Origin of the sequence: Cryobacterium sp. Hz9 (genome assembly GCF_004402825.1) — a bacterium.
Taxonomy (GTDB): Bacteria; Actinomycetota; Actinomycetes; order Actinomycetales; family Microbacteriaceae; genus Cryobacterium; species Cryobacterium gelidum.
Map to the genome: position 1 here is coordinate 33,550 of NZ_SOFC01000023.1, position 24,107 is coordinate 57,656.

Annotated in this window: 23 protein-coding genes, 1 tRNA gene and 1 pseudogene; 7 read left to right on the forward strand and 18 right to left on the reverse strand. The window is 64.4% G+C overall.

All coding sequences use genetic code 11. The annotated features are described in order from the left end of the window. Positions 1 to 194: 194 nt before the first annotated feature. Both E3N85_RS12635 and E3N85_RS12640 read left to right on the forward strand, forming a co-directional pair. Positions 195 to 1,438, forward strand: a pseudogene (locus tag E3N85_RS12635) (IS256 family transposase). Between the two features lie 724 nt (positions 1,439 to 2,162). Further along, positions 2,163 to 3,002 carry a hypothetical protein gene (locus E3N85_RS12640; protein WP_134463707.1) on the forward strand — a complete coding sequence of 280 codons (840 nt, stop codon included), beginning with the start codon at positions 2,163 to 2,165 and terminating at the stop codon, positions 3,000 to 3,002. Here the strand turns inward: E3N85_RS12640 and E3N85_RS17180 are convergent. Beyond that, a complete protein-coding gene (locus E3N85_RS17180) occupies positions 2,974 to 3,216 on the reverse strand; it encodes a helix-turn-helix domain-containing protein (protein ID WP_166783956.1) in 243 nt (80 codons plus the stop codon). The genes E3N85_RS12640 and E3N85_RS17180 overlap by 29 nt on opposite strands. Before the next feature lie 347 nt (positions 3,217 to 3,563). On the opposite strand from E3N85_RS17180, the gene E3N85_RS12650 reads away from it, so the two are divergent. Beyond that, the gene (locus tag E3N85_RS12650; protein ID WP_134463711.1) at positions 3,564 to 3,812 is read left to right on the forward strand and encodes a hypothetical protein; all 249 of its coding nucleotides are present in this window, start codon (positions 3,564 to 3,566) and stop codon (positions 3,810 to 3,812) included. A gap of 172 nt (positions 3,813 to 3,984) precedes the next feature. On the opposite strand, the gene E3N85_RS12655 is transcribed toward E3N85_RS12650, so the two are convergent. The 5 genes from E3N85_RS12655 to E3N85_RS12675 form a co-directional block, all read right to left on the reverse strand. Beyond that, positions 3,985 to 5,190: a site-specific integrase gene (locus tag E3N85_RS12655; RefSeq protein WP_134463713.1), complete on the reverse strand. Its 1,206-nt coding sequence runs from the start codon at positions 5,188 to 5,190 to the stop codon at positions 3,985 to 3,987. Further along, on the reverse strand, positions 5,183 to 5,377 hold the full coding sequence (locus tag E3N85_RS12660; RefSeq protein WP_134463715.1) for an AlpA family transcriptional regulator: 195 nt from the start codon (positions 5,375 to 5,377) through the stop codon (positions 5,183 to 5,185). The genes E3N85_RS12655 and E3N85_RS12660 overlap by 8 nt, the downstream gene beginning before the upstream one ends. Before the next feature lie 196 nt (positions 5,378 to 5,573). Continuing rightward, positions 5,574 to 5,645 (reverse strand) — tRNA-Gln (locus E3N85_RS12665). Positions 5,646 to 5,749: 104 nt separating this feature from the next. Next, positions 5,750 to 7,273 (reverse strand): glutamate--tRNA ligase, encoded by a 1,524-nt coding sequence (gene gltX, locus E3N85_RS12670; RefSeq protein ID WP_134463717.1) that lies wholly within the window; start codon positions 7,271 to 7,273, stop codon positions 5,750 to 5,752. Between the two features lie 11 nt (positions 7,274 to 7,284). Continuing rightward, positions 7,285 to 8,277 carry a LysR family transcriptional regulator gene (locus E3N85_RS12675; protein ID WP_134463719.1) on the reverse strand — a complete coding sequence of 331 codons (993 nt, stop codon included), beginning with the start codon at positions 8,275 to 8,277 and terminating at the stop codon, positions 7,285 to 7,287. 82 nt (positions 8,278 to 8,359) lie between these two features. Here E3N85_RS12675 and E3N85_RS12680 point away from each other — a divergent pair, with 82 nt between their 5' ends. Continuing rightward, positions 8,360 to 9,433, forward strand: coding sequence for an aminotransferase class V-fold PLP-dependent enzyme (locus E3N85_RS12680; protein WP_134463721.1), 1,074 nt, complete (start codon positions 8,360 to 8,362; stop codon positions 9,431 to 9,433). Positions 9,434 to 9,476: 43 nt separating this feature from the next. On the opposite strand, the gene E3N85_RS12685 is transcribed toward E3N85_RS12680, so the two are convergent. The 3 genes from E3N85_RS12685 to E3N85_RS12695 are packed head-to-tail and all read right to left on the reverse strand — an operon-like array spanning position 9,477 to position 12,457. Further along, a complete protein-coding gene (locus tag E3N85_RS12685) occupies positions 9,477 to 10,217 on the reverse strand; it encodes a fumarylacetoacetate hydrolase family protein (protein ID WP_134463723.1) in 741 nt (246 codons plus the stop codon). Positions 10,218 to 10,271: 54 nt separating this feature from the next. Next, positions 10,272 to 11,384 carry a branched-chain amino acid aminotransferase gene (locus E3N85_RS12690; RefSeq protein ID WP_134463725.1) on the reverse strand — a complete coding sequence of 371 codons (1,113 nt, stop codon included), beginning with the start codon at positions 11,382 to 11,384 and terminating at the stop codon, positions 10,272 to 10,274. After that, the gene (locus tag E3N85_RS12695; RefSeq protein WP_134463727.1) at positions 11,381 to 12,457 is read right to left on the reverse strand and encodes a 3-isopropylmalate dehydrogenase; all 1,077 of its coding nucleotides are present in this window, start codon (positions 12,455 to 12,457) and stop codon (positions 11,381 to 11,383) included. Before E3N85_RS12695 ends, E3N85_RS12690 begins: the two co-directional genes overlap by 4 nt. Before the next feature lie 112 nt (positions 12,458 to 12,569). Between E3N85_RS12695 and E3N85_RS12700 the strand changes: the two genes are divergently transcribed. Then, positions 12,570 to 12,821, forward strand: coding sequence for a DUF6458 family protein (locus E3N85_RS12700; protein WP_134463729.1), 252 nt, complete (start codon positions 12,570 to 12,572; stop codon positions 12,819 to 12,821). Positions 12,822 to 12,831: 10 nt separating this feature from the next. Here the strand turns inward: E3N85_RS12700 and E3N85_RS12705 are convergent, their stop codons facing one another. Beyond that, the gene (locus E3N85_RS12705) at positions 12,832 to 14,361 is read right to left on the reverse strand and encodes an MFS transporter (protein ID WP_370289364.1); all 1,530 of its coding nucleotides are present in this window, start codon (positions 14,359 to 14,361) and stop codon (positions 12,832 to 12,834) included. A gap of 176 nt (positions 14,362 to 14,537) precedes the next feature. Between E3N85_RS12705 and E3N85_RS12710 the strand changes: the two genes are divergently transcribed. Next, positions 14,538 to 15,101 (forward strand): TetR/AcrR family transcriptional regulator, encoded by a 564-nt coding sequence (locus E3N85_RS12710; protein ID WP_134463731.1) that lies wholly within the window; start codon positions 14,538 to 14,540, stop codon positions 15,099 to 15,101. Between the two features lie 110 nt (positions 15,102 to 15,211). On the opposite strand, the gene serA is transcribed toward E3N85_RS12710, so the two are convergent. Next, positions 15,212 to 16,804 (reverse strand): phosphoglycerate dehydrogenase, encoded by a 1,593-nt coding sequence (gene serA, locus E3N85_RS12715; protein ID WP_134463733.1) that lies wholly within the window; start codon positions 16,802 to 16,804, stop codon positions 15,212 to 15,214. 86 nt (positions 16,805 to 16,890) lie between these two features. Here serA and E3N85_RS12720 point away from each other — a divergent pair, with 86 nt between their 5' ends. Continuing rightward, positions 16,891 to 17,286, forward strand: coding sequence for a DoxX family membrane protein (locus tag E3N85_RS12720; protein ID WP_134463735.1), 396 nt, complete (start codon positions 16,891 to 16,893; stop codon positions 17,284 to 17,286). A gap of 3 nt (positions 17,287 to 17,289) precedes the next feature. Here the strand turns inward: E3N85_RS12720 and E3N85_RS12725 are convergent, their stop codons facing one another. From E3N85_RS12725 to E3N85_RS12755, 7 genes are all read right to left on the reverse strand, one after another. Then, a complete protein-coding gene (locus E3N85_RS12725) occupies positions 17,290 to 17,670 on the reverse strand; it encodes a hypothetical protein (protein WP_134463737.1) in 381 nt (126 codons plus the stop codon). Continuing rightward, entirely contained in the window at positions 17,667 to 18,224 is a 558-nt protein-coding gene (locus E3N85_RS12730; RefSeq protein ID WP_134463739.1) for a hypothetical protein, read from the reverse strand. The genes E3N85_RS12725 and E3N85_RS12730 overlap by 4 nt, the downstream gene beginning before the upstream one ends. Positions 18,225 to 18,248: 24 nt before the next feature. After that, on the reverse strand, positions 18,249 to 19,547 hold the full coding sequence (locus E3N85_RS12735) for an Nramp family divalent metal transporter (protein WP_134463741.1): 1,299 nt from the start codon (positions 19,545 to 19,547) through the stop codon (positions 18,249 to 18,251). Between the two features lie 244 nt (positions 19,548 to 19,791). Beyond that, positions 19,792 to 20,565, reverse strand: a complete 774-nt coding sequence (locus E3N85_RS12740) for a DUF998 domain-containing protein (protein WP_166783957.1) — start codon at positions 20,563 to 20,565, stop codon at positions 19,792 to 19,794. Between the two features lie 100 nt (positions 20,566 to 20,665). Continuing rightward, the gene (gene ilvC / locus E3N85_RS12745; RefSeq protein ID WP_134463745.1) at positions 20,666 to 21,694 is read right to left on the reverse strand and encodes a ketol-acid reductoisomerase; all 1,029 of its coding nucleotides are present in this window, start codon (positions 21,692 to 21,694) and stop codon (positions 20,666 to 20,668) included. Positions 21,695 to 21,739: 45 nt separating this feature from the next. Further along, the gene (gene ilvN, locus E3N85_RS12750) at positions 21,740 to 22,249 is read right to left on the reverse strand and encodes an acetolactate synthase small subunit (RefSeq protein WP_134463747.1); all 510 of its coding nucleotides are present in this window, start codon (positions 22,247 to 22,249) and stop codon (positions 21,740 to 21,742) included. Positions 22,250 to 22,251: 2 nt separating this feature from the next. Further along, positions 22,252 to 24,060, reverse strand: coding sequence for an acetolactate synthase large subunit (locus tag E3N85_RS12755; RefSeq protein WP_134463749.1), 1,809 nt, complete (start codon positions 24,058 to 24,060; stop codon positions 22,252 to 22,254). Between the last annotated feature and the right edge of the window lie 47 nt (positions 24,061 to 24,107).

The window sequence follows — 24,107 nt, forward strand, 5'->3', positions numbered from 1 at the left end:
ACACCCCCCGCCGGAGCGTGGGTGGACAACCTTCTATGAAGCCATCGAAACGGGTCAGGCCGGCACCGACCTAGCCCAGCGGACAGGTCGTGTGAAAGCCACCGCTTTCGCGGGACAGATGGCTCTTGAGTCACGTTGGGAAAGGCCGATACCAGCTTGCCAGCCAGCCCCAGGCCAGCTACTAACCATTAGAGATGGCTCTAGACCAGTCTGCCCTGCTCACCCTGCTGGGAGAACTCAAACTCACCAATGTCACCGACCGCATCCGCGTCGCGACCGAAACCCTGTATCAAGAACTCATCGATGCAGAAGCGACCGCATTCATCGGCGCCGCCCCGTTCGAACGCTCCGGCGACCGCACCACCCACCGCAACGGCACCCGGCCACGGACTTTGAGCACCACGGCCGGGGACCTCGATCTGAAGATCCCGAAACTCCGGGCCGGGTCATTCTTTCCCGCTCTCTTGGAGCGGCGCCGCCGCGTCGACCAAGCCCTGTTTGCCGTCGTGATGGAGGCCCACGTGCACGGCGTCTCCACCCGCAAAGTCGACGACCTCGTCAAGGCCCTCGGCGCTGACACCAAGATCTCCAAATCCGAAGTGTCCCGCATCTGCGCCGGCCTCGACGCGGAAGTGGCCGAGTTTCGGGACCGGACCTGGCCGCGCAGGACTTCCCCTACGTGTTCCTCGACGCGACTTACTGCAAGGCCCGCGTCGGGCACCGCATCGTCTCTCAAGCAGTCGTTGTCGCGATCGGCGTGGCTGCCGACGGGCGCCGGGAAGTTCTGGGGTTTGACGTTGGCGACAGTGAAAACGAAGGCTTCTGGACCAGTTTCCTGCGGTCGTTGAAGACTCGGGGCCTGGACGGGGTGCAGCTGGTCATGTCTGACGCCCACACCGGGCTGAAGAAAGCCATCGGGACGGTCTTTCAAGGCGCCGGCTGGCAGAGATGCCGGGTGCACTTCATGCGCAACGTCCTCGCCGTGGTCCCGAAGGGGTCCCAGGAGATGGTCGCGTCGATCATCCGCACTATCTTCGCCCAGCCCGACCGTGAGCACATCGAGAAGCAGTTTCGTGAGGTCACCACCATGCTCGCTCGCTCGCACCCCAAAGTTGCGGCGATGCTCACCGATGCCCAGCCCGATCTGCTCGCGTTCGCCGCTTTTCCGCGGCGGCACTGGCGTCAGATCTGGTCGACGAACTCGTTGGAACGGGTGAACAAGGAGATCAAACGCCGCACCGACGTTGTCGGCGTGTTCCCCAACGCTGCCGCCCTCCTCCGCCTGTCGGGGTCTGTCTTGATCGAGCAACACGACGAGTGGGAGGCCGGCGAACGACGCTACTTCTCACAAGGCTCGATGCTCGAGCTGACCACAATGAACAATCCCATCGAGGTCATCGATGAGGCGGTGATGCTCCCAGAACTCGCTGCGGCTTAAGCTAAAACTTCTGACCCGCATGGTGACGAGGAATTACACCACTCAGCGGGACGTGACCCTGTTCCCCGTACCGTTTTTACCCAAAAGGAGTACTGACGCACCTTTATGCTCACTCTGTTTCGTGAGCGGATCACCAATCCCTCGAACACTACTAACGTGAATTTCCTTGACTCTCAGTCCCAAAACTGCCCTCGTAGTATTTTCAGTCCGCACTTAGCTGCGCATATTCGATTTTACTGGGCCGCCTCGACCTCGCATTCGAAGCCGAGTCGAATACCGGTCTGCTGGAATTCTTACGATCACGCTGAGCAAGAGCGCCGCACAGTCGCTCGCACTCAAGTGGGATCGCTCGTTGGATGCCCAAAGCTCCTTTCTGACCGGATTCATCCTGTAGGCGTATCACCTCGCAGACCAGCCGGTTGCAGAAAAAACCCGGTCAAGCGTTGCAGAAGCAGCGGCGCCCGCTACGATGACCTCGCACCTGGGAAAACGCCGTAGGACGTCCTGTGGCCTTTCGTCCGTTAGGAGAGCCTTGGCGAATCGCAAAATAGTGCCCAATAGACCAGGAAACAATCGCGACGTGAAGCGTGCGACTGCTAAACCAGAGCCGGTAGGGCCGAAGCTAGTGCCAACAAATCCATCCGTTTCAACTCCAATTCAGAGAGATCCAACTGAGCGAGTTCAGCCAGTGGGCGAGCCAAATCACAAGGAACCCTCGAAACTCGTGGCTTTCATCCAACACCCGGTCGTTGCTTTGATAAACGGGGGTGTTGTATTTCTGGCTAGCCTGGCCGCAATCGTGGCCCTAGTCGTTGCGCTCACACCACAGCCGGAACCGGCACCGCCGGTACTCGCCAGTGCGACAGCACTGCGTGCCGCATCAATTCATGTTGGCCAGCCTGGGTCAAATCTCGTCGAAATCTTCGGTGATCCTATTAAGTCGGAGCCCGTCCCCGGTGACCAGAACTGGGTACAGAAGACCTACGTGCGACAAGACGTCGCCTCAACTGCCGTTGTGGACACGAGCGACCAGATCATTTTGTATTCGGTGATGAGTTGCCTGCCAAATGCGAACTTGAAGATAACGACCTCTTCGGGGACGACCGTAACGCTGCAAGGCCCTAACATCGCGAATGCTGAGTCCGCGCCCGACGCAGATTTCGACCCGAATGAAAGGCAGCTGTATTACCTCGAAGGGGGAACAGGGAGCAGTCTGGGTCAGCTAATTGAAACTTCTGTCGATGGCGTCCGCAGCGGCAACAACTGGCGCAGTTATCTAGTCGGGATTAATCGAGCGTGCGGGGAAACGGGTTTCGGCGTTGACGGCGACCCTGGGACCTTCGAGTATTTCGGAGCTCTGAGCGACGCGCCGGAAACGTTGCAAGCGTTCCGCAAGACCACGCCGGCGAACTTCTACACCGAGATCTCAGATGATTCAACCGTCACCGATGACACTATGGTCACGTGGTGGTCCCCAAATCCGGGACAAGGACCGGCCTACGCGTCGCCATACAACAATGACCTTCCGGACGACTTTAAGTCCCAGTATTGGGCGGGGAAGTGAAGCACCCTCCTGATGCGGGCACGACGTCGGTGACCCCGAGGCAAACGGCAACCTCCGAACATGGATCTCGACGATACTGCGGCGGTCCGGCCGAATGAACCGCTCGGGTGACCGTCGTCCGTGACAATCCCAGCTGCTTCGCAATCGCCCGCACCGACATGCCTTCACTGACGTGAAGGTGCCGAATCTCTGCCCAATCCTGCACTGTAATCACCCATCCAATCGTGGTGGGTGGTCTACTTTTCAAAGTGCGAAAATGGCCTACTTTTCAAAGAGCGCTGACACTCGAAACTGTGCCTGCGTCCGGAATCCCTCTGAAACCAGCGGACTTCGCCAGCTACGGCCTCCCTAGGGAGGGCGACTGAGATCTCAAACTCTGGATAGCTCAGTATCTGGAAGTCGCCATAAGCGAGAAGCCAGACGTGCCGGAGTTTGCACTAGAGAGCCTCAAGACACAAATAATCCGGCCAGGGGACCCTCACGTTCACGCCAACTGAAAATAGGGCCAGTATCGCCTTGGGTTCGAGTGAACGTTGCAACACCAGACTTTCGCGAGTTTGTATGACCATGTCAAACCTGTCGAATGAGCCCTCGACCGACGTGAAGAATCTGAGCACGGACAAGGCGTTTTTTCTGGCTTTGCTGGAGCGACTTGGTGACGTGATTGCTGCCTCGGCTGAGTTTGGCATCAACCGAGGCAGTGGCTATCGCTGGGCGCGTAGCGTCGGTATTCGAGGACCGAAACCGCACCCCTGGGCGCGTGGCGTCTATGGCATAAACGCAGCCACTGCAGACTCGGAGCGGTTCTAGCCTTGCGGCCGTCGTAAGCTCCGCGAGCTATACGGCTTAGAGAGGGCCGTACTCCATACCTAACCTCACCGTTTTCAAGGGTCCGAGCCAAACCGATCAGGTATTCCTTCGATTGGATCGACATGCTCAGCCCCTGTCAAGGGTGTGTTGTCCGTTGCTGAGCCGAAGGCAGTCACGCACCGAGCACCCCATCAAGGATCTCCGCCGTTATCAGGTCGACCATGTCGGCCGTGACCATGTAGCTGTTACGGGTGATCTGCTCATTCGCATGGCCGAGAAGTCGGGAGGCGAGTGTGATCTCAGCCGCTCGCTCGATTAGCGACGCGGCCGTGCGCCGGTAGATGTGCGTCGTGTGCTCGTCGACATCAACGCCGAATTTGAACAGCTGGATGCGCTCGTCCTCGACGAATGCGCGAAGCAGGCGCTCGTAGTTGCTGACGCTCAGCGAGCGGCCAGTTCGGGTGGGGAACAGGAACGTCTCTGAGTCGGGTTCGGCAAGCGCCAGACGGCGGCGCACGGCCGCTGCTGCCATGGACGAAAGCGCAATGCTCCGTCGTTGTCGAGAGCGCTTGGGAGAATTCTTCCGGTGCGTTCCTTGCGCCTTGGTGCTGACGATTGTGCCGCTGACGATGAGGGTCGGCGGCTGAGTCGTCATGTCCACGTCGCAGCGACGCAGGCCGATGCACTCGCCGATGCGCACCGAGGTGCCCAGCATGATGTCCATGCCATCGATCAGGGCACGGTAGTTGGGTCGTGGGCCATCATCGCGTGTGAGCCGCCACACTTGCATGCGCCCGCGAATGCCGGTGATCTGCACCGGCGTGAGGGCGGATTCCTTGCGCGGTGACATCGGCAGGCGTTGAACGTCGCGCACGGGGTTCTGGGGCATGGCGTCGTCGCGCACGGCGTAGCCGCAGAGAAGGCTCAACACCGCGCGGGCTCGCCGGGCTTTCGAGATCGTTTCTTCCTCCAAAATCCGCTGCAAAATACGGTCGCAGCGACCGACGGTCAGGTGGTCGAGCCGCACTCCCCCACACCGCGGCACGATGATCACACGGGCCGTTGTCTCGTACGATTCGTAGGTCGAGTACGACAGGCTGCCCGCTTTGGCGCGGGTGAGTACTTGTGACAACCAGAGCTCGACCTTGTCGGCGACGGTGCTCGACGGCGAAAGCGCTCCGGCACCACCCGTGGCCATCGCCCTCGCTTGTCGATGGATCTCGGCGATAGCTTCGTCCCGGGTGTCGGCGGTCACAGCGAGGCGGTGCAGAGCCCCGCTGTCGTCGCGGTTGGTGGCACGGGCACGATATCGGCCACTGGCCAGTTGTCGCACGTCGATGGAGCCCACTTCGCCGGCGGCGATCTGTGGTCTAACCATGGCGGTTGTTTTGCCTCCAGGTGAGCACGTCCTGCACGTCGTACGGCACATGCCGGCCGAGCTTGATATAGGACGGTCCGGCATGCATAAGGCGCCAGTCCTCAAGCGTGCGCTCGGATAGTCGCAGCAGCTCGGAAAGTTCGCGCTGGGTGAGAAACGTGGGAGTGATTTGCGTCGTCGCGTCCATGCACACTAGGTGCGCCAGGGAACTCGTGAGTAGTCCGACCGGGCCAGGACAGGGCCGTATTGGGCCGGGCAGAACAACGCCCAAACAGTCCCCGAGGGGGTTTTTGGTGTAGTTTACGGTTATTCGGCCTGTTTCAGGCCTGTCGGACAGGTTGGGCGATAAGTGATTTCGCCGCGGAATCCTGCGCCTGTTAGTGCTGGGGTACCTGGACTCGAACCAAGAACAAATGAACCAGAATCATCCGTGTTGCCAATTACACCATACCCCAATGCCTAATCCGAAGATCGGGCCGAGTAGTAGCCTAGCCCACTCGGGCCGGAGAGGCCAAACCGAGGCGCTCCTCGGCGAGTCTCACCGGCCCCGACCACGAAGTCAGGCAGAAGTGGTCACGGCCAGCGCCCGATCGAGGCGGCCCAGGGTCTCGGCCCGTCCAAGAATTTCCATGGATTCAAACAGCGGCGGGGAGATCTTGCGGCCCGATAGCGCGACGCGCAGCGGTCCGAAGGCGACGCGCGGCTTGAGGCCCAGCCCCTCGATGAGGGTCTCGGTGAGCAGCGTGTGCACCCGGTCGGTGCCCCATTCCGATTCTGGAATGCTTTCGAGGGCGGTGCGTGATGCACCGAGAATGTCGGCGGCGTTCTGCGGGAGCGAGGCGATTGCATCCGCTTCGAGGGTCAGATCGTCGCCGGAAACGAACAGAAAACCGAGCATGGCGGGCGCTTCGCCGAGGAGCGCGATGCGCTCCTGGATGAGCGGCGCCCCCTGGGCGAGCAAGGCCAGGTCGGCCTCGGTCGGGGTCTCTCCAAGCACTCCGGCGGTCACCAGGTAGGGCACCAGCCGGGCGGCGAAGTCAGCAGCCGAGAGCCGGCGAATATGGTCGCCATTGATCGATTCGGCCTTCTTGAGGTCGAATCGGGCCGGGTTGGGGTTGACGTTCACGACGTCGAACGCGGCCGTAAACTCGTCGATCGAGAACACATCGCGGTCGTGGGTGAGCGACCAGCCGAGCAGCGCGAGGTAGTTGAGCAGGCCTTCGGGAATGAACCCGCGGTCGCGGTGCAGAAACAGATTCGCTTCGGCGTCACGCTTGGACAGCTTCTTGTTCTTGTCGCCCATGACGTAGGGCAGGTGGCCGAAGCGGGGCACGAAGGTGGTCACGCCGATATCGATGAGCGCGTGATAGAGCGCGATCTGGCGCGGGGTCGACGAGAGCAGGTCTTCGCCGCGGAGCACATGGGTGACGCCCATGAGAGCATCATCGACCGGGTTGACGAAGGGGTAGAGCGGATGCCCGTTCGGACGCACGACCACGAAGTCGCTGAACGAGCCGGCCGGAAAGGTGATCTCACCGCGCACGAGGTCGTCGAAGGAGAGCTGGGTGTCTGGCACCCGCAGGCGCAGAGCCGGGGACCGACCCTCCGCACGGTACGCGGCCTTCTGCTCATCGGTCAGGTCGCGCTCGAAGTTGTCGTAGCCCATTTTCGGGTCACGGCCGAGGTTCACGTTGCGGGCCTCGATCTCCTCGCCGGTGACGAAGCTCTCGTAGATGTGGCCGCTCGTCTTCAGCTGCTCGATGACGCCGCGGTAGATGTCGTAGCGCTCGGACTGGCGGTACGGCGCCTGGGGCCCGCCGACATCCACGCCTTCGTCCCAGTCGAGTCCCAGCCACCGCATGGCGTCGACGAGCTGCAGAAAGCTCTCCTCGCTGTCGCGGGTGGCATCGGTGTCCTCGATGCGAAAGATCATCGTGCCGCCGGTGTGCCGGGCGTAAGCCCAGTTGAACATGGCGGTGCGAACGAGGCCCACGTGGGGCGTTCCGGTTGGCGAGGGGCAGAACCGCACGCGAACGTCGGTTCCGGTGGCGGTAGAAAACGGGTGTGCAGTGGTGTCAGACATTACTTTTGATTCTAGTTGCGCGGCACTCCGACCACGGGCGAGGAGATCCCGACCAGCGCGCGCAGCGCGGCTGCCACGGCCGGCACGCGCTCGGCGCCGACCGCCATCACGGCGTGGAGGGTGCGATGGTCACGCCCCGTCGTGGCGCGAATCACAACACCGGAGCGAGCGCCGACCGACTCGATCGCGAGGGCCGGCAGTAACGCGACGCCGATACCGGCCTCGACCAGACCGAACACGGCGGCGACATTGTCGGTCTCATAAGAGATGCGCGGGGCGAATCCGCGGCGATCGCAGAGGTCGAGCAGATGCCCGCGGCAGCGGGGACAGCCGGCCACCCAGTTTTCGTCGGCGAGATCACCCAGATCAATGGCCGCATAATCGACGGCGGGCCGGTCAATGGCGCCGGGTGCGCCTGTGGCGAGCGGATGCCCGACCGGAAGCACGAGCAGCATCTCGTCTCGGCGCAGTGTCGCCACCCGCAGTCCCTGTGCGCTCGCCCGGTGCGGATCCACCCGGTCCCCCGGGTAGCTAAACGTGATGGCCAGGTCGGCGCGGTTCTCCCGCACGGCGGAAACGGCTTCGGGCGGTTCAGCTTCCAGATAGGTGATGCTGATCTCGGCGTGCCGCGCTTTCATCCGCGCCAGGAGGCTCGGCACCAGGGTGGCGGATGCCGACGGGAACGCCGCCAGCCGCACGAGCCCGGAGCGCAGCCCCTGAAGCTCGGCGATCTCCCCCGCTGCGGCATCGAGCGCGCTCGCCACCGTCACGGCATGCCGGGCGAGCACGAGGCCGGCCTCGGTGAGGCGGACGCCGCGGCCGACCCGCTCGACCACGGCGAGGCCGAGCCGGCGTTCGAGCCGGTTGAGCTGCTGGCTCACGGCCGGCTGGCTGTAGCCCAGGGCAGCTGCGGCGGCAGTGATGGAGCCGGTTTCGTTCACCGCTCGAACGACCCGCAGGGCGTGCGCATCGAGATCGGGACTCTGCCCGGGCAGGTGGCTCATGCCGCTAATCATAACCAAAACTTATACATTGCATCGAAAACTGGCCATTGTCGCATGAATAGCTCTTGGTAAGACTGGACTCATGATCTCCGCACCGACGCGCACGAGCACCGTGACCCTCGCCGACGCCCGAACCCGCTACACCGCTGGTCGCGGCTACCTCGCCGCCTGCACCCTCGGGCTGCCGACGATCGCCACTACCGCCGCGATGCGAGCCGATACCGCGGCCTGGGCCCGCGGCGAGGCCTGCGCCTCCTACTACGGCGCGGTGGTCGAACGAGTGCGTGCCGGCTATGCCGAGCTCGTCGGCGTCACTCCCGATCGGGTGGCGACCGGATCGCAGACCTCGGTCATGGCCGGCACGGTCGCGGTGAGCATCCCCGACGGCGCCGAAGTCGTGCTGCCGATCGGCGACTTCAGCTCAATGGTCTTCCCCTTCCTGGCCCAGGCCCACCGCGGTGTGATCGTGCGTCAGGTGGAGTTGGCCGACCTCGCCGCGAGCCTCACCAGGAACACCTGGCTGGTGGCATTCTCGCTCGTGCAGTCCGCCACCGGAACCGTGGCCGACAGCGTCGCCATTGCCGCGGCCGCGCGGGCCACGGGTACTTTCACCCTGTGCGACACGACCCAGGCGACCGGGTGGATGCCCGTCGACGCCGCCGTGTTCGACGCGACCATCTGCCACAGCTACAAGTGGCTCGGCGCACCGCGCGGAGTGGCCTTCTTCACCGTCTCCGAAGCGTTCGCTGCACACCTGCACCCCGTGAATGCGGGTTGGTACGCCGGAGACGACCCGTGGGCGTCCTGTTACGGCCCGGCTATGACGCTCGCTTCCAATGCCCGCAGCTTCGACGTGTCACCGGCCTGGCCCGCCTGGGTCGGCGCCGAGCCGGCCATCGACCTGTTCCGCAGCCTCGATCTGGCCGAGGTACGCGCCCACTCTGTGGGCCTCGGTCATGCCCTCTCTGACGGTCTGGGGCTGCCCCGACTCGGTCAGGCCATCATCAGCTGGCCGGATGCCGGTGGCCGCGATCTCGCGCGCCTCACCACCGCCGGCCTCACCGCCTCGGGTCGGGCCGGTCGCGCCCGCGTCGCCTTCCACCTCTTCAACGACGAAGACGACGTGGCACTGGCCCTCGCCGCTCTCCGTCCCTGATTGGTGCCCGCGCATTCCAGGCGCGCGCGGCAGGCCGCGCGCATCAGGCCGGGCGAACCACCGGGTTCACGAGCGTTCCGATCCCGGCGATCGACATCGAGACCGTGTCGCCATCGACGACGGCTGCCGCCGTGTCCATCGGCCCGGCCAGAATCACGTCGCCCGGCAGCAGCGTGAACACGCTCGAGGCGAACGCGACGAGCGCCGCAACGGTTTCCTCGGTCGGGGTCGCGTCGTCGTCGCCGAATTCCACCGCCTGGAACTCCTCGTCGTTGATGAGCCCGCGCAACGGTGTGGCCGCCGCGTCGAAGTCGGTCTCGATGATCGGTCCGAGCGGCAAGAAGGTGTCGAAGGCACCGGCGCGGGTTACCGAGCGCTCGGCGAGGTCGGCGGCAGTCACGACCGTTGCCACGGTGTACCCGAAGACGCGACTCGCGGCATCCGCTGCCGAGACGTTCTTGGCGATCTTGCCGATGATGATGGCGAGCTGGCCGTCGACCTCAACCTGGTCGGAGGCGGCCGGCAGCACGATGGCATCGCCAGGGCCCACGACGGCGGTATTCGGCCGCAGAACGAAAGCAGGTTCGGGCGAAGAATTCACCACCGCAACGATCTTCGAGCGAGGAATCACCGGAGCGAGCAGTTTCACGTCGGCCAGGGCCACCCGGTCACCGGTCGTGTCGAATCCGGCGAACATCGGGTCACTCGTCAGAACGACCAGTTCATCGTCATCGACGATGCCAAACGCGATGGCACCCTGGTAGCTGTATCGTGCGATCTTCACGTGTCTCGTTCCCACCTGTCGTAGCCTCGCCGAAGCGGGGCCAAAAGGTTCAGTTTAGTCGAGGCGGGTGAGCCAGCCGTGACGGTCCGGCAGGCGTCCGTACTGAATGTCGGTGAGCTCCTGGCGCAGCGACAGCGTGATCGCGCCCGCTGGGGCATCCGGTTCACCGACCGTGAAGTCCCTGGCCTTGAGCTGGCCGATCGGGGTGACGACGGCGGCGGTTCCGCAGGCGAAAACCTCGGTGATGGCACCGGATGCGACGCCCTCACGCCACTCCGCCAGCGTCACTTCGCGCTCTTCCACGGTCATACCGCGGTCGCGGGCAAGCTGCATGATGCTGTCGCGGGTGACGCCTTCGAGAATGGATCCGGTCAGGCGAGGCGTGACAATCGTGTCGGTGCCGTGCACGAAGAACACGTTCATGCCGCCGAGTTCATCGACGTTCGTTCCGGTCTCACCGTCGAGAAAGAGCACCTGGGCGCAGCCATTCTCGTACGCCTGCATCTGGGGCAGCAGCGAGGCGGCATAGTTGCCGCCGCACTTGGCGGCGCCGGTACCACCGCGACCGGCGCGGGAGTATTCGGTCGACAACCAGATCTTCACCGGGGCCACGCCGTCTGCGAAGTAAGCACCAGCCGGGCTTGCGATCACGTAGAAACTCACCTTGTGGGCGGCGCGTACCCCGAGAAAGCTCTCGTTGGCGATCATGAACGGGCGCAGGTAGAGGCTGGTCTCGGGCGCGGACGGCACCCAGTCGCCGTCGACGGCAATCATCTGCCTGACCGACTCGACGAAGTCCGGGGTCGAGAGTTCGGGCAGCGCGAGGCGCTGCGCCGAGCGTTGCAGCCGCTCGGCGTTCTTCTCGGGCCGGAAGGTCCAGATCGAGTTGTCGGCGTGCCGATAGGCCTTGAGGCCCTCGAAGATCTCCTGGCCGTAGTGCAGCACCGACGAGGCGGGATCGAGCAGCAGCGGGCCATACGGCGTGACGCGGGCGTCGTGCCAACCGGCCTCGATCGACCAATCGATGGTGACCATGTGGTCGGTGAAGTGCTTGCCGAAGCCCGGGTCGGCAAGAATCTCCTCGCGTTCGACTTCGGCGCGGGCGTCGGTCGACGGCGTGAGGGCGAAGCTCAGCGGGTCAGTCACTGTCGAGTCGGTCTTGCTCATTTGAGTACCTTGTCTGTCAATAGGGTCACGATGGCGTCTCCCACCTCAGCGGTGCTGCGTCGTAGCGGGGCGTTCTCGGAGCGACGCAGCAGGTCGTCAGCCACCGCCTCGTTGACGCGAGCCGCGGCATCCGTCAGCCCGAGGTGATCGAGCAGAAGCGCTACCGAGAGGATGGCCGCGGTCGGGTCGGCGAGTTGCTGGCCGGCGATATCGGGGGCCGAGCCGTGCACCGGCTCGAACATGCTGGGAAAGCGACCCGTCGGGTTGATATTGCCGGAGGCCGCCAGGCCGATGCCGCCGCTGATTGCCGCTGCCAAGTCGGTGAGGATATCGCCAAAGAGATTGTCGGTGACGAGTACATCGAATCTACTCGGATTTGTCACGAAGAAGATCGTCGCCGCGTCGACGTGCAGATAGTCAACCGTAATCTGGGGGTACTCTGCAGCCACCTCGTTCACGATGCGCTGCCACAGGCTGCCGGCGAAGACGAGCACGTTGGTCTTGTGCACGAGGGTGAGTCGTTTGCGCTCGCGTCCCTGGGCCACTTCGAAGGCGTACCGCACGACGCGTTCGACTCCGTAGGCGGTGTTCACGGACACCTCGTTGGCGACCTCCTGCGGGGTACCGCGGCGGATTGCGCCGCCGTTGCCGACATAGGGGCCCTCGGTGCCCTCCCGAACCACGACGAAGTCGACGACGCCCGGGATCGCGAGCGGGCTCGTGACACCGGGGTAGATCGTGCACGGCCGCAGGTTGACGTAGTGGTCGAGTGCGAAGCGCAGGCCGAGCAGCAGCCCCCGCTCGATATTCGCGTCCTTCAGGCGCGGATCGCCGGGGACACCACCGACAGCGCCGAGCAGGATGGCGTCGTGCTGCTGGATCGACGCGAGGTCGGTGTCGGTGAGAACGTCCCCGGTTTCGAGGAACCGCGCGGCGCCCAGCTGAAACGTGCTCGTGTCAATCGTGACGTCGTCGCGGGCGGTGACAGCGGCGAGCACCTTCACGGCCTCGGCGACAACTTCCGGTCCGATTCCGTCTCCGGGAATGACAGCGAGTTTGATAGTACGAGACATGCGACTCCGAACCGGTCGACAATAACTTGGATTGCGTATAGACAAACCTTACCTTTCTCACCGAAGTGCCTAGGCTGGAGCGAAGCGCACCACCAAGTGAAAGTGGGTAATCATGAGTATCGGACTTGGAATCTTTCTCCTGGTCGTCGGCGCCGTCCTGGTGTGGGCACTCGACCTGACCGTCACCGGAGTCAATCTGCAGCTCATCGGCTACATTCTGCTCGCGGCTGGCGCACTCGTGGTGATCCTCGGCCTGGTCCTGATGACCCGCCGTCGCAGCAGCGTGAGTACGACCCGCACGATCGCCGATCCGGCGAACGGCGACCAGGTCACGCGCCGCGAGAGCTCGATCGACGATATCTAGTGGGCGGCGGCTAGCGAGCGCGTCGAAGCGCGACAAGCGCCACGACGGCCGCAGCGAGCACGAGCGCAACGCCGATCCAGGCGGTCAGTCCCACACCACTGTCGAAAGCATGCCGCGCCGAATCGAGCAGCTGCTCCGCCATACCGGCCGGAAGGTGCCCGGCGACAGCCACGGCTCCGCCGAGTGTTTCGCCGGCGGCAACCCGTTCGGCCGCGCTCAGGCCCTCGGGCAGGAGCACCGCTGCGCGATACGACACGGTGAGAATGGTGCCGAGCACCGCTGTTCCGAGTACCGCCCCCAGCTCGTAGGCCGTTTCCGATACGGCGGATGCTGCCCCCGCCTTGTCTGCCGGCGCGGTCGCCACGATCAACTCGTTGGACACGGTCTCGGCAGCGCCGATTCCGATACCGAGCAAAACAAAAGCGAAACCGATCGAGACGGCATCGATCTGCCCACCGCGCAGCGCGATCGACGCGAACCCGGCGACCGATATCAGCAGCGCCATCGGCACCACCCGGGACGGGCGCACCCGGCGGGCGATCGGCACGATCAGCAGTCCGGCCACGATCATCGCCGCCAGGCCGGGCACCAGCACGAGCCCGGCCGAGAGCGGTGAGAGTCCGAGCACGAGTTGCAGGTGCTGCGAAATGAAGAACAGACAGCCGACGAGGGCCGTCACGCTGAGCAGGTTGACACCGACGGCGCCGCTGAACGCGCCGCGTCGAAACAGACCCATGTCGAGCATGGGGTTGGGCAGGCGCAGCTGCCGGCGCACAAACCACAGTCCGAGAATCAGCCCGAGGACCACCGGAGCGAGGGTGAGCACGTTCGCACCGGTCTCGGCGATGGTCTTGATGCCGTACACGATCGGCAACATGGTACCCAGCGACAGGGCGATGCTCACAATGTCGATGCGACCGGGTTTCGGATCGCGCGATTCGGTCACGAGGATCGGTGCCAGCACCAGCAGCGGCAACAGGACCGGCACGGCGATCAGGAACACGGAGCCCCAGGCGAAGTGCTCGAGCAGGATGCCTCCGACGACCGGGCCGAGCGCGCTGCCGGCCGCAAAGCCCGTGGCCCAGATGGCAATAGCGAGGCGGCGTTGGTCACGGTCTACAAAGGTGGATCGCAGCAACGACAGGGTCGACGGCATGAGCATCGCACCGAAGAATCCGAGCGCCGCCCGAGCGATGATCAGGCCCTCGACGCTCGGCGAGAACGCCGCGAACACCGACACCACACCGAATCCGACGGAGCCGATGAGCAGCAAGCGGCGTCGCCCGATGCGGTCGCCGAGACTGCCCATGGCCACGAGCAGCCCGGCGAGCACGAGCGGATAGATATCGACCATCCACAGCAGCTGCACGCCGGTCGGTCGGGTCGCCGTTGAAATCGCCGGCAGCGCGAAGTTGAGCACGGTGTTGTCGATCGACACGAGCAGTACCGGGAGCATCAGCACGGCGAGCGCCCACCAGCGTCGACGGTCCTGCCGCTCCGGCAGGGTGGATGCCGCTCCCCCGATTGCCCGGGCGGTCAGCGCGATGGCGTTAGTGGGAACAGCGGGGACAGACACGATCTACATCACTTTCTCGGCTCTTGCTCGACTGGCTCCTGATCAAGACAATAGATTTTACTGTACCGGCTAGACGGTATACTTGTCTAGTCCGCTCGTGTGCCCCACCGACAGTTTGCGTGTTCGTTACCATGGCCCTTATGTCCAAAAATCCCGCCGCGCCGCCCGTTCCCACCCGGGATCGCCTTCTCGACGCGTTCGAGGAACTGCTGGTCGAGGGCGGGGAACGCTCGGCGACGCTTGACGCCGTGGCGGCCGCCGCCGCCGTGTCGAAGGGCGGACTGCTGTATCACTTCGCGTCGAAGGACGCCCTGGTCGACGCCATGCTGGCCCGCCTCGTTGCGCTCGCCCGCGAAGACGCCGAAAACATCCGCACGGCCCCGGCCGGCCCGGTCGACTACCTCATTCGCACCTCGGTGCATACCGGCAGCCCGCTTGACCGTGCCTACATCGCCGGGTCTCGACTCGCCCAGGGCCGGGATCTGCGCGCCAGGCAGGTGCTCACCGAGATTCGCCGACGCTGGCTCTCGGTGATCGAAGACGCCGTGCACGACACGGATACCGCCCAGGCGATCATGCTGATCAGTGACGGTCTCTATGTCAACAGCTCGCTTGCCGAGCGCGAACTGACGCCACCGACTCACACGGACGAGGCCATGACCCGGCTGATCGCCCTGATCGGCCGACTCCTTCCGAGCACCTAGCGGCTTGCATCTAGCAGCGAGCAGCGAGCACCCGGACACACGAGTGGGCGACCGCATGGCAGGCGCCCACTCGCATCCGTTCTCACGCCCGCATTCGACGGCGCAGGGTGTCAGTCGGTGAGGTCGATCTCCACCATGATCTCGGCGTCGATCGCGGCACGCACCGAGGCGAGCAGCCCGGCCGGAACCTCGGAGTCGACGGTCAGTACGCTGAGCGCCTTGCCGCCAGCCTCGTGGCGGGCGATCTGCATGCCCGCAATGTTGATGTTGGCCTCGCCGAATTCGCGACCGTAGACGGCGACGATTCCGGGACGGTCGGCGTACAACATGACGATGAGGTTCTTGGCGAACGGAACCTCCACGTCGTAGCCGTTGATCTCAACGATCTTCTCGATCTGCTTGGTACCGGTGAGGGTACCCGAGACGGAAACCTGAGAACCGTCGGCGAGGGCGCCGCGCAAGGTGATCACGTTGCGGTACTCGGGCGATTCGGCGTCGGTGAGCATGCGCACGGTGACACCGCGCTGCTCGGCGAGCAGCGGAGCGTTGACGTAGGAAACGGTTTCGCTGACCACGTTGGTGAAGATGCCCTTGAGCGCGGCGAGCTTGAGCACACTGACGTCGAACTCGACGAGCTCGCCGCGCACCTCGATGTCCACGCTCGTGAGCGGGCTGTGTGCGGCGAGGCCGGAGAATACCTGGCCGAGCTTTTCCACCAGCGGGATGCCGGGGCGCACGTACGGGTCGATGACCCCGCCGGCCACGTTGACCGCGTCGGGAACGAGCTCGCCGGAGAGCGCGAGGCGCACCGACTTGGCCACGGAGACGCCGGCCTTTTCCTGCGCTTCATCGGTGGAAGCGCCGAGGTGCGGGGTCGTGATGATGTTGTCCAGTCCGAGCAGCGGTGAGCCGGTCGGCGGTTCGCTGACGAACACGTCGAGGCCGGCGCCGGCGATGGTACCGGCGACGAGGGCCTCGTGCAGCGCCTCTTCGTCGATGAGTCCGCCGCGGGCGACGTTCACGACGAACGCGGTCGGCTTCATCAGCTTGAGCTGGGCTGCGCCGATCATGCCGGTGGTCTCGGGAGTCTTCGGCATGTGAATGGTAATGAAGTCAGACTGCGCGAGCAGCTCGTCGAGGGTAACCGGGGTCACACCGAGCTGCTGGGCCCGGGCCGAGGTGATGTAGGGATCGTAGGCGATGACGTTCGTGCCGAAGGCCTGCATACGGGAGGTGATGAGAGCACCGATCCGGCCGAGGCCGATGATGCCGATGGTCTTTTCGTAGAGCTCGACGCCGGTGTACTTGGACCGCTTCCACTGTCCGTCGGCGAGGGCGCCCGAGGCCGCCGGAATGTGACGGGCCAGGCTCAGAATGTGTCCGACGGTCAGCTCCGCAGCCGAGATGATGTTGGAGGTGGGAGCGTTGACGACCATGACGCCGGCCGCGGTGGCAGCCTTGATGTCTACATTGTCCAGGCCAACGCCCGCGCGGGCAATGACCTTGAGGAAGGGCGCAGCCGTGATGGCTTCGGCATCCATTTTGGTGGCAGAACGCACTAAGACGGCCTGGGCGGTGGCCAGCTCGGCGAACAGCGCGGAGCGATCCGTGCCGTCGACGTGGTGAATATCAAAGTCGGGCCCGAGGGCATCGACGGTGGCGGGGGAAAGTTCTTCGGCGATCAGGACGACGGGCTTCGACAATAAAATCGGATCCTTAGATTGCATTTGTCGGTGGCGCGACGAAGGGCGCTACTCGGATCCCACCCTACCGGCTGCACAATAGACCAATGAGCAGCGACGTAATCGACGGACTCCAACTGGTGCTGCGCGTGATTCTGGCGCTGATTTTCATCGGCGCCGGTATCACCCACTTCTTCCCCTCGGTGCAACGCACGATGGCGGCGATGATACCGCCGCGCCTGCGCACCAGGGGGTTGGCCAGCCCGGTCAATCTCGTCGTGTTCACGGGGCTGTGTGAAGTGGCCGGTGGCCTGGGATTGTTGTATCCCCCGACCATGGTGGTGGCCGCCGGGGCGCTCGTGCTCTTTCTCGCGGCGGTGTTTCCCGCCAACGCCTATGCCGCACGGCACCCGAAACGGTTCGGGCGGGTGGCGATTCCCCTGGTTCCCCGGCTCATCGCGCAGCTGGCGTTGATGGTGCTGATCGTTCTGGCGGTGCTCTGACTTCTAGAGGATCAATCGGCCCAGGGTGAACGCGGCGGTAATGTCGAGCGAAACGGCGGCGACCGCGCAGAGCCCGACGAGGAGGGTCAGTGCCTGCACTCCGAAGGCGCGATTGCGTCCGAGCCAGTAGGCCAGAGTGTAGACCAGGACCGGCAGGACCACGGCAAAAATCAGCACTGCCCAGCCGACGCCGCTCAGCTGGGTATCGAGGGACTGCGCTTGCAGGTTCAGGCCGACCAGGTTGCCGACGGCTTCCCAGACGTCGTAGGCATAGAACAGCCCGAGGAAGAGCGCGATAGCGAGCAGCAGCCAGCGCGGCGGTTGACGCCGGCTGGCCGTGATCGTGTCGGCGTCGTCGCGGGTGCCGTTGTGTGCGTTGCTCATGAGCCAGTTCCCGATCCGATGATGAAGGGCAACGGGGCGAGCACGACGACCCCGATCAACAGCCAGGCCAGTCGGACCCGCTGATGGCCCCTGGTGAGCCAGCAGGTGACGCCGAACCAGGCCAGGGGCGCTGCGACCGCCAGCCAGGCGCCGAGCGAGAACATGAATTCAGCGACCGGGTCGCCGACGGGCGCTGCACCACGTGCGACCCCGATGAACCACCCGATCGTATAGAGCAGGTACATGCCGGCCAGGATCCCCATGCCGACCAGGGCGGCGGAGCTCAGTGCCGCGCCGTCCGCTTCGGTGTCGTCAGCTGCGGCGTCGTCAGATTCGGCGGTGTCAGATTCGGCGGTGTCAGCTGCGGCGGTGTCAGCATCCGTCGTCTGGCCGGTTGCGGCCGGGAGGTTGGCCGAAACCGTCTGGTGCGGGATGGTCCACCCCTCGGGCAGGGCGGTCGTGTTCGGCGCTGCCTTGCCGTTGTCTCCCGGCGCCAGGGTTGGATCATCGTCACCGGCCCAGTTCAGCGCATCGTCGTCGCGTGTGGCGTTCATTCATACAGAGTATCCGGTTGCCACCTAGCCGAACAGCGGAGCCAGGGCCGTGATCAGCTGCTGCACTCCGAGCACGATGAAAAGCAGCGCGCAGATTCCGAGCGCCACATTCGTGAACCACTTATTGCGCCAATCCCGTGGGACGCGCTTGCCGTTCAACAGTCCGAGGAGGGTGACGGCGAGAAACGGCATGAACAGTGCGCCGAGCACGCCATAGGCCAGAATGAGGCCGATCGGTGAGCCGAGCAGGAACAGGATCATGGGCGGAAAGGTGAGCCACAACAGGTAGAACTTGAAGTATTTGCCACCGACGAGGGTGTCGGAGTGGCCAGACTTCTTGCCGCGCATGTTGCCCCAGAAGTCGGCGAACATGAGGCTCACGCCGTTCCACACACCGATGATCGATGAGAAGGATGCCGCCCAGAAGCCCACCAGAAACCCGGTTCCGACGACGACGCCGTACTTCTCGTTGAGCACCGTGGAGAGGTCGAGCAATCCCTTGTCGCCCGCACTCAGGGTGATGCCGGCAGCGGCGACCACCTCGGCGCCGACGACGAGCATGGCGACGACGAAGAGGCCGGTCATGACGTAGGCCATGCGGTTGTCGATGCGCATGACTTTCATCCAGCGCGGGGTGGACCAGCCCTTTTCGCGCAGCCAGTAGCCGTAAGCGGCGAGGGTGATGGTCCCGCCGACACCGCCGGCCAGGGCGAGGGTGTAGAGCACGCCGCCCTCGGGAATGATCGGCACGAGGCCGGCGAGCATGTCGGGAAAGTTGGGCACGGCGATGACGGCGAGACCGACGACCGTGATGAACATGATGCCCACGAGCACGGCGGTGACCTTCTCGAAGAAGGCGTAGCGGCCGAACCAGACCATGGTGAGACCGGCGAGACCCATGAGAACGGCCCAGACCGGCAGTGGAAAGACCGGGAACAGTGCCGCGAGGGGCAGGGCGGCCGAGGACATGGCCGTGGCCCCGTAGACGAAGCCCCACAACATGATGTACGGCCCGAAATACCAGGTGGTCCATTTGCCGAGGGACCGCCAGCCCTCAAAGATGGTCTTGCCGGTGGCGAGGGTGTATCGGCCGGCACCCTCGACCAGCACGATCTTGAGGATCACGCCGAGAATAACCGCCCAGAGCAGGGCGTAGCCGTAGCGCGAGCCGGCCACGAGGGTAGCGACCATATCGGCCGCTCCCACACCGGTGGCGGCCACGACGAGGCCGGGGCCGACGATCTTCCACTTGGGTAGTGGGCCATCGCCTGGCGCTGCTGGTGCGACCAGCTTGTCGTCGTCGGTGTAATTGCCTGAGGTCATGGTGGTGCCGGCCTTACGCGAGTGAAGCGGATGGCCCCCCAGCGCGTGGCACATCTGGTGACAGACGCCCGCCACGCTGCGGCACAGCTGTGCATCCGGGCACAGGACCTGAAAAAAGCGATGTTCTCGCCCCCAACGTACTGAAAGTCTACGTGTTGGGCCAGGGAGTGCCGTTCGACGCCGGTGGAGTGTCTTGGTTCAGCCGAAGCGGGTTGTCGGGGGTCGTACTGCCCTTTCAGGGCGCTCAGCCGCGCGAACGTGCGCTGAACGTATACCGCGATCGCCTGTGCGACTCATCGTCGGTCGCGTGTTTTTCCATGCTGGGCTGATCGAGACGACGGATGCCGCCGGCAACCGAATATGTCCAGCCCAGGATGCCGAGGAGGCAGACACGCTCGGCGAGCCCCAACAGCGCGGGCTGCACAGTGAGGCTGAGCCCGAGAAAGACCAGGCCCAGCACGGCGAGGGTGGTGAAGGCGAGGGCCAGGCCCCGGGCCGCGGGTAGCTGTCCGCTCTGATAGAGCCAGGCGGTGAGCAGCACCAGCGCGACCAAGGCGACGACAAAGCCCACAGTGGCCACGACGAGGTGGACAGTACCGGCCGTTGTCTCGGCGACCACGCCCTGATCGGCCGTGACCGCTGCTGCGTCGTTTTCTGCAGTCACCACATCGGTCGGGAAGAAGGCAAGCACACCCGAGCAGACGCCGCCAAGCGCCAACAGTGCCAGGCCCGCACCCAGGAGGCGGGGCCAGGGCACGCGGGCACCCGGATGATTCGTGCGCGCCGTCGCGAAAAGTGCTCCGACGGCGGCGCTCGACGTTACCGCCCAGCCCAGAAAATTGAGGTTCATCATCCAGCCGTAGGGACCGACGGCGAGATTGCTCTCGGCGTCGCTGATCGGGCTGTAGTGCGGCGGCAGAAACTGCAGTACGACGTCGACGAGAACGTAGAGCAGCACGCCGACCATGGCGGCCGTCGCGCTGCGGCGTCGCCATACACCCAACGCGCGTGTGCTCATGCTGTTGACAGCCATACTCACCGGTCTTTCAGGCGTAGCGCACAAAGGGACCCTCGCGAACGAGGGTCCCCTAGGTACAGCGGATCGATTCAGCTGATCCTTAGCGCGAGACCGAGCCGTCGGTGTAGTCGTCGTCGGTTGACGCGTTCCAGGCGAAGAGCTTGCGCAGGCTGCGGCCGGTGGCTTCGATCGGGTGCTCTTCGCCCTTCTTGCGCAGGGCGAGGAACTCGACTCCGCCGTTGTCCTGGTCGGCGATGAAACGCTCGGCGAACGCGCCACTCTGGATGTCGGCCAGAACGGCCTTCATGTTCTCCTTGACGCTCGGGTCGATGACGCGCGGGCCGGAGACGTAGTCGCCGTACTCGGCAGTGTCGGACACGCTCCAACGCTGCTTGGCGATGCCGCCCTCCCACATGAGGTCGACGATGAGCTTGAGCTCGTGCAGTACCTCGAAGTAGGCGACCTGCGGCTGGTAGCCGGCCTCGGTGAGAACCTCGAAGCCGTACTGGATCAGCTGTGAAGTACCGCCGCAGAGCACGGCCTGCTCGCCGAACAGGTCGGTTTCGGTTTCTTCGGTGAAGGTGGTCTTGATTCCGGCGGCACGCAGCCCACCGATCGCCTTGGCATAGCTGAGGGTGAGCGGCCAGGCGTTGCCCGAGGCATCCTTCTCCACCGCGACGATCACGGGAACGCCGCGACCGGCTTCGAATTCGCGGCGCACGGTGTGGCCAGGTCCCTTGGGCGCGACCATGACGACGTCGACGCCGTCCGGCGCGGTGATGTAGCCGAAACGGATGTTGAAGCCGTGTCCGAACACCAGCACCTTGCCGGCGCTCAGGTTCGGCAGCACGTCGTCCTTGTAGAGGTGGCGCTGCACCTGGTCGGGAGCGAGGATGACGATGACGTCGGCCCAGGCAGCGGCATCCGCTGTGGAGAGCACGGTGAAGCCGGCTTCTTCGGCTTTGGCCGTGCTCTTGGAGCCGTCCTTCAGACCGATCTTGACCTCGACGCCGGAGTCGCGCAGGTTCTGCGCGTGGGCGTGACCCTGCGAGCCGTACCCGATGACGGCCACCTTCTTGCCCTGGATGATCGTCAGGTCGGCGTCTTTGTCGTAGAAAATCTCAGACAATGTGTATCTCTCCTCGTGCATTGATGGTTAGAAAAACTGAAAACGTTAGTTTTTGAAGACGCGCTCGGTGATCGACTTCGATCCGCGGCCGATGGCCAGCAGACCCGACTGGGCGAGCTCCCGAATGCCGAACGGTTCGAGCACCCGCAGCAGCGCCTGGGTCTTGCCGCTGTCGCCGGTGACCTCGATCACGACGGCGTCCGTGGCCACGTCGACGACGCGGGCCCGGAACAGGTTGACCGCCTCGAGTACCTGCGAGCGGGTGGTGTTGTCGACCTTGACTTTGATCAGCAGATGTTCGCGCTGCACCGACTGGGCCACGTCGAGCTCGACGATCTTGATGACGTTGATCAGCTTGTTGAGCTGCTTGGTCACCTGCTCGAGTGGCACGTCGTCGACGTCGACGAGAATCGTGATGCGGGAGAGGCCGGGAATCTCGCTGTGTCCCACGGCGAGGCTTTCAATGTTGAAGCCGCGACGCGCGAACAGGCCGGCGACGCGCGTGAGCAGGCCGGGTTTGTCCTCGACGAGCAGACTCAGAACGTGGCTCGTCACGGTTACTCTTCTTCCCAGGTCGGTGCGTGGTCTTTGGCGTACTGAACAAAACTGTTGCTGACTCCCTGCGGAACCATCGGCCAGACCATGGCACCGGGGCTGACGATGAAGTCGATCACGACCGGCCGGTCATTGGTGGCGAGGGCCAGTTTGATGGCGTCATCCACCTGGTCCTTGCTGGTGACCCGAATTCCGAGCGCGCCATAGGCATCCGCCATTTTGACGAAGTCGGGCACCATGGCGGTTCCATGACCGGTGTTGAGGTCGGTGAAGGAGTGGCGTCCGTCGTAGAACAGCGACTGCCACTGGCGCACCATGCCGAGCGAGGAGTTGTTGATGATCGCGACCTTGATCGGGATCTTGTTGATCGTGCAGGTGGCGAGTTCCTGATTGGTCATCTGGAAGCAGCCGTCGCCGTCGATCGACCAGACCACCCGATCGGGCTCGGCGACCTTGGCTCCCATCGCGGCTGGAACGGAATAGCCCATGGTGCCGGCGCCGCCGGAGTTGAGCCACGAGTTGGGTCGCTCATACTTGATGAATTGCGCCGCCCACATCTGGTGCTGACCGACGCCGGCCGCATAGACCGCCTCGGGACCGGTGAGCTCGCCGATACGCTGGATCACGTATTGCGGGGCCAGCAGTCCGTCGGTCGGCTCGGTGAAGCCGAGCGGGAACTCTTCTTTCAGGCCGTGCAGGTAGGTCCACCACTCGGCGGTGTCTGGCACGATGATGTCGGGTGCTGCGCCCTTGGCGGCATCCGCATAGGCCAGGATGAGGTCAGCGATGACGTCCTTGGCATCACCGACGATGGGCACATCGGCCATTCGGATCTTGGAGATCTCGGCCGGGTCGACGTCGACGTGCACGATCTTCGCGGTGGGCGCGAATTCGCTGATCTTTCCGGTCACCCGGTCGTCGAAGCGTGCTCCGAGCGAAATGATGAGGTCGCTCTCCTGCAGCGCGAGCACGGCCGGGACCGTGCCGTGCATGCCCGGCATGCCGAGGTGCTGCGGGTGCGAGTCAGGAAAGGCACCACGAGCCATCAGTGTCGTCACGACCGGTGCACCGGTCGACTCAGCGAGCTCGAGCAGTTCGGGCGAGGCGTGGGCGCGGATGACGCCGCCACCGACGTAGAGCACGGGCTTCTTCGCGGCCAGCAGCAGCTGGGCCGCGGCCTGCACCTGCTTACCATGGGCCTTGACGATCGGGCGGTAGCCGGGCAGGTCGAGCTTGGGGGGCCAGATGAACGGCGCCAGGTTCTGCTGCGCGTCCTTGGTGATGTCAACGAGCACCGGGCCGGGGCGGCCGGTGGAAGCGATGTGGTACGCCGACGCGATCGCGGCCGGGATCTCTTCGGCGCGGCGGGCGAGAAAGGAATGCTTGGTGATCGGCATGGTGATACCGATGATGTCGGCCTCCTGGAAGGCGTCCGTTCCCATCGAAGTGGAAAACACCTGGCCGGTGATCGCGAGCAACGGAACCGAGTCCATGTAGGCGTCCGCTATGGCGGTGACGAGGTTGGTGGCACCCGGGCCGCTGGTGGCAATAGCGACGCCGACGCGTCCGGTCGCGGAGGCATAGCCCTCAGCCGCGTGGCCGGCGCCCTGTTCGTGGCGTACCAGAATGTGGCGAATCTTGGTTTGCGTCATGAGCTCGTCGTAGAGCGGAATGACGGCGCCGCCGGGGATGCCGAAGACGTCAGTGACGCCGAGCAGCTCGAGGGTACGAATGATCGCGCCAGAGCCGGTGAGCATCTCCGGTTCCGCAGACGCGGGAGCCGAGGGCACGGGAGTGGTTTCCGTGGTCATGGTCGTTGAATCCCAACTTCGAAATCGGTCGTTTCGTTCATCTCTGA

Coding starts and splice junctions, on each gene's coding strand:
- E3N85_RS12660 (WP_134463715.1), bottom strand. CDS start 5,377: ATGGACGCGACGACGCAAATCACTCCCACGTTTCTCACCCAGCGCGAA.
- E3N85_RS12700 (WP_134463729.1), top strand. CDS start 12,570: ATGAGTATCGGACTTGGAATCTTTCTCCTGGTCGTCGGCGCCGTCCTG.
- E3N85_RS12655 (WP_134463713.1), bottom strand. CDS start 5,190: ATGGTTAGACCACAGATCGCCGCCGGCGAAGTGGGCTCCATCGACGTG.
- E3N85_RS12755 (WP_134463749.1), bottom strand. CDS start 24,060: ATGACCACGGAAACCACTCCCGTGCCCTCGGCTCCCGCGTCTGCGGAA.
- E3N85_RS12695 (WP_134463727.1), bottom strand. CDS start 12,457: ATGTCTCGTACTATCAAACTCGCTGTCATTCCCGGAGACGGAATCGGA.
- gltX (WP_134463717.1), bottom strand. CDS start 7,273: ATGTCTGACACCACTGCACACCCGTTTTCTACCGCCACCGGAACCGAC.
- E3N85_RS12735 (WP_134463741.1), bottom strand. CDS start 19,547: ATGACCTCAGGCAATTACACCGACGACGACAAGCTGGTCGCACCAGCA.
- E3N85_RS12675 (WP_134463719.1), bottom strand. CDS start 8,277: ATGAGCCACCTGCCCGGGCAGAGTCCCGATCTCGATGCGCACGCCCTG.
- E3N85_RS12740 (WP_166783957.1), bottom strand. CDS start 20,565: ATGAGCACACGCGCGTTGGGTGTATGGCGACGCCGCAGCGCGACGGCC.
- E3N85_RS12730 (WP_134463739.1), bottom strand. CDS start 18,224: ATGAACGCCACACGCGACGACGATGCGCTGAACTGGGCCGGTGACGAT.
- E3N85_RS12650 (WP_134463711.1), top strand. CDS start 3,564: ATGACCATGTCAAACCTGTCGAATGAGCCCTCGACCGACGTGAAGAAT.
- E3N85_RS12690 (WP_134463725.1), bottom strand. CDS start 11,384: ATGAGCAAGACCGACTCGACAGTGACTGACCCGCTGAGCTTCGCCCTC.
- E3N85_RS12725 (WP_134463737.1), bottom strand. CDS start 17,670: ATGAGCAACGCACACAACGGCACCCGCGACGACGCCGACACGATCACG.
- E3N85_RS12710 (WP_134463731.1), top strand. CDS start 14,538: ATGTCCAAAAATCCCGCCGCGCCGCCCGTTCCCACCCGGGATCGCCTT.
- E3N85_RS12680 (WP_134463721.1), top strand. CDS start 8,360: ATGATCTCCGCACCGACGCGCACGAGCACCGTGACCCTCGCCGACGCC.
- E3N85_RS12720 (WP_134463735.1), top strand. CDS start 16,891: ATGAGCAGCGACGTAATCGACGGACTCCAACTGGTGCTGCGCGTGATT.